The organism is Longimicrobium sp. (assembly GCF_036280135.1).
Taxonomy (GTDB): Bacteria; Gemmatimonadota; Gemmatimonadetes; order Longimicrobiales; family Longimicrobiaceae; genus Longimicrobium.
In genome coordinates this window covers 1-2,933 of record NZ_DASURI010000921.1, presented here as the reverse complement: position 1 = coordinate 2,933, position 2,933 = coordinate 1, and the positions used below count along the sequence as shown (strand labels likewise).

4 protein-coding genes are annotated in these 2,933 nt (G+C 71.4%); 3 read left to right on the top strand and 1 reads right to left on the bottom strand.

Annotated elements, in window-relative coordinates:
* The 3 genes from VFZ20_RS29690 to VFZ20_RS29680 all read left to right on the top strand — a co-directional run.
* Positions 1 to 1,267, top strand: a 1,267-nt coding sequence (locus VFZ20_RS29690; RefSeq protein WP_329687588.1) for an MFS transporter, incomplete at its 5' end; no start/stop codon positions are given.
* Between the two features lie 22 nt (positions 1,268 to 1,289).
* Positions 1,290 to 1,811, top strand: a complete 522-nt coding sequence (locus VFZ20_RS29685) for a flavin reductase family protein (protein WP_329687587.1) — start codon at positions 1,290 to 1,292, stop codon at positions 1,809 to 1,811.
* Between the two features lie 33 nt (positions 1,812 to 1,844).
* Positions 1,845 to 2,201 carry a sulfite exporter TauE/SafE family protein gene (locus VFZ20_RS29680; RefSeq protein ID WP_329687586.1) on the top strand — a complete coding sequence of 119 codons (357 nt, stop codon included), beginning with the start codon at positions 1,845 to 1,847 and terminating at the stop codon, positions 2,199 to 2,201.
* Positions 2,202 to 2,316: 115 nt separating this feature from the next.
* Here the strand turns inward: VFZ20_RS29680 and VFZ20_RS29675 are convergent.
* The coding region (locus tag VFZ20_RS29675; RefSeq protein ID WP_329687585.1) for a DNA alkylation repair protein at positions 2,317 to 2,933 on the bottom strand (617 nt) is incomplete at its 5' end.

Here is a 2,933-nt window from a genome sequence, read left to right as displayed (position 1 = left end):
CGTGGTGGTCTTTCTCATCGGCTCCATCCTGTGCGGGTTCGCGTCGTCCATGGGCATGCTCGTGGGCTTCCGCTTTCTCCAGGGCCTGGGCGCCGGGGCCGTGCAGCCCATCACCACCACGCTGGCCGGCGACCTGTACTCCATCGAGGAGCGGGGCCGCATCCAGGGCTACATGAGCAGCGTGTGGGGACTGTCGTCCATCGTGGGCCCGCTGGCGGGTGGCCTGGTGGTGCACAGCATCGGCTGGCCGTGGATCTTCTGGGTGAACCTGCCCTTTGGCGTGGCGGCCATCGCGCTCGTCGCGCTGTACCTGCACGAGGGCGTGCAGGCGGAGCGGCGCAGCATCGACTATCCCGGCGCCGTGCTGCTGCTGGCGTGCGTGGGGCCGCTGATGCTGGCGCTCACCCAGGCCAGCACCTGGGGCGCGGCGCGGGTGGTGCCCCTGTTCGCCGTGGCCGTGATCGCGCTCGTCCTCTTCATCCGCCAGGAGCGCCGCGCGCCGGACCCGCTGATGCACGTGGAGCTGTGGCGCAGCCCCCTCATCCGCAACGCCAACCTGGCCACGCTCACGTCCGGCATCATGATGATCGGCGTGATCACCTTCCTCCCCACGTTCGTGCAGGGCGTGCTGGGCGGATCGGCGCTGCTGGCGGGCTTCGCGCTGTCGGCCATGACGCTGGGCTGGCCCATCTCGGCGTTCATGGCCGGGCACCGCATCGTCCAGCTGGGCGTGCGGCGGCTGGTGCGCGCCGGCGGTGTGTGCGTGCTGCTGGGCACGCTGCTCATCGCGCTGCTCTCGGCCCGCGGCGCGGTGCCGTCGGGGATCGGCTCGTTTCTCGTGGGCGTGGGGCTGGGGCTGCTGAACACCACCTTCATCGTCGCCATCCAGACGAGCGTGGCGTGGACGCAGCGCGGCGTGGCCACGGCCAGCAACATGTTGATGCGCATCCTGGGGCAGGCGCTGGGCGCGGCGCTCTTTGGCGGCGTGCTGAACCTGATGATGGCCGGCTACCTGCGCCGCGAGGGGCTGGAGGGCCGCGTGTCGCTGGACAGCATCGAGGCGCTGATGGGCGAGGGCCCGCGCCAGCCGCTCTCCCCGGAGGTGATGGCGCTGCTGCGCGACGGCCTGTCGCAGGCGCTGCACGTGGTGTTCTGGGGGATCGTGGCGTTCGCGGCCGTGACGGCCGTGCTGGCGTGGCTCGTCCCCGAGATGCGGCGCCCGGACGCCGACGCGGCGGACGCGGCCACGGCGGCGGCGGGACACTGAGCGTACCGGAGAGGAGCGGCAGATGGCGCGACCCATCCAGGCCAGCATTCGCATGGGCGGGGCGGACGAGCCGTCCGGGGGCGTGACGGCGGCGGCGTACCGCGAGGCCATGGCGCACTGGGCCAGCGGCGTGGCCGTCGTGGCCGCGGGGCAGGGCGGGGACGTGGAGGCCGTGACGGCCACGGCGTTCACCCCCGTCTCGGCGGATCCGCCCCTCGTCCTGGCGTGCCTGGGGAACGACGCGGCCGTGCTGTACGTGGTGGAGGAGGAAGGCCGCTTTACGGTCAACCTGCTGGGCGAGGACGACCGTCGGACGGCGAGCGCCTACGCGCAGAAGATGGCGCTGGAGCCCAGCCCCTTTCCCGCGGAGGGCGACCCCGTGCTGGCGGGCGCGCTCGTCTCGCTTGTCTGCCGGCTGCGGGAAACGCACCCGGGCGGGGACCACCGCATCGTCATCGGCGAGGTGGAGCGGGTAGTGCTGGGTGCGGAACGCGATCCGCTGCTGTACTTTGCGCGCGCCTATCGCCGCCTGGGCGAGGGCTGACCATCGCGCATCACTCCAGCCGGACGTTTCGCCGTGTCCATCGTCATCTTTCTCCTCATCGGCCTGGCGGCCGGTGTGCTCTCGGGGCTCTTCGGCATTGGCGGGGGCGTGCTGATCGTGCCGGCGCTCATCTTCGTGGCGCGGCTGCAGCCCACGATGGCGACGGGCACGTCGCTGGCCGCGCTGCTGCTGCCCGTGGGGGCGCTGGGGGCGTGGCAGTACTACAAGCAGGGCCACGTGAACGTGATCGCGTCGCTGTGCCTGGCCGTGGGGCTGGCCATCGGCGCTTATTTCGGTGCCAAGTACGCGCAGACGCTGTCGCCCGTGGCCCTGCGGCGCGCGTTTGCCGTGTTCCTGGGCCTCGTGGCCGTGAAGATGTGGTGGAGCTGAAAGAAAAAACTGCATTCTCACGCAGAGCGCAGAGGGCGCAGAGTACTTCACCGCGCGATGAAGTCCTCTGCGTCCTCTGCGGCTCTGCGTGAGAAATGTCGTTGGGGTTTTCCGTTCAGGAGCCGATCGTGCCCTTGAGGTAGGCCCGGCGCAGGTCGGGCGGGAACTTCTCGATGGCGTAGCGCAGCATCGTCCGCGGCATCGTGCGCAGGTGGCGGCGCAGGAACGCCTCCTCCGCCGCGCGGTCGCGGTCGCCGATCTCCCGCAGCATCCATCCCACGGCCTTGTGGATGAGGTCGTGCCCGTCCCCCACCAGCATCTCCGCGATCCGCAGCGCCGTGCCGAACTCGCCGCGCCGGATGAAGTGCTGCGTGGCCAGCATGGCGATCCGCCGCTCCCACAGCGACGCTGACCGCGCCAGCCGCTCCAGCTCCGTCCGGTCCCCCTCCGCCAGGTGCGCGCCCACGACGTGCGGCGCCGACGTATCCACCAGGTCCCAGTTGTTGATGAACGCCGTGCTCGACAGGTAGAGCCGGTAGACGGCCTCGCGCGTGGCCGCGTCTCCGCGGGCGTACGCGTCCACGAGCAGCAGCAGGGCCGTCAGCCGCGCCTCGTGCCACGCGGAGCGCAGGAGCACCGCCACCTCGTCCAGCGGCGTGCCCCGGAATTCGCGGACGAGCTTGCGCACGGCGGGGACGCGGATGCCCAGGAAGCGGTCGCCCTCGCCGTACT

Excerpts from the sequence above, each read along its gene's own strand:
- VFZ20_RS29685 (WP_329687587.1), top strand. The coding sequence starts at position 1,290 with ATGGCGCGACCCATCCAGGCCAGCATTCGCATGGGCGGGGCGGACGAG.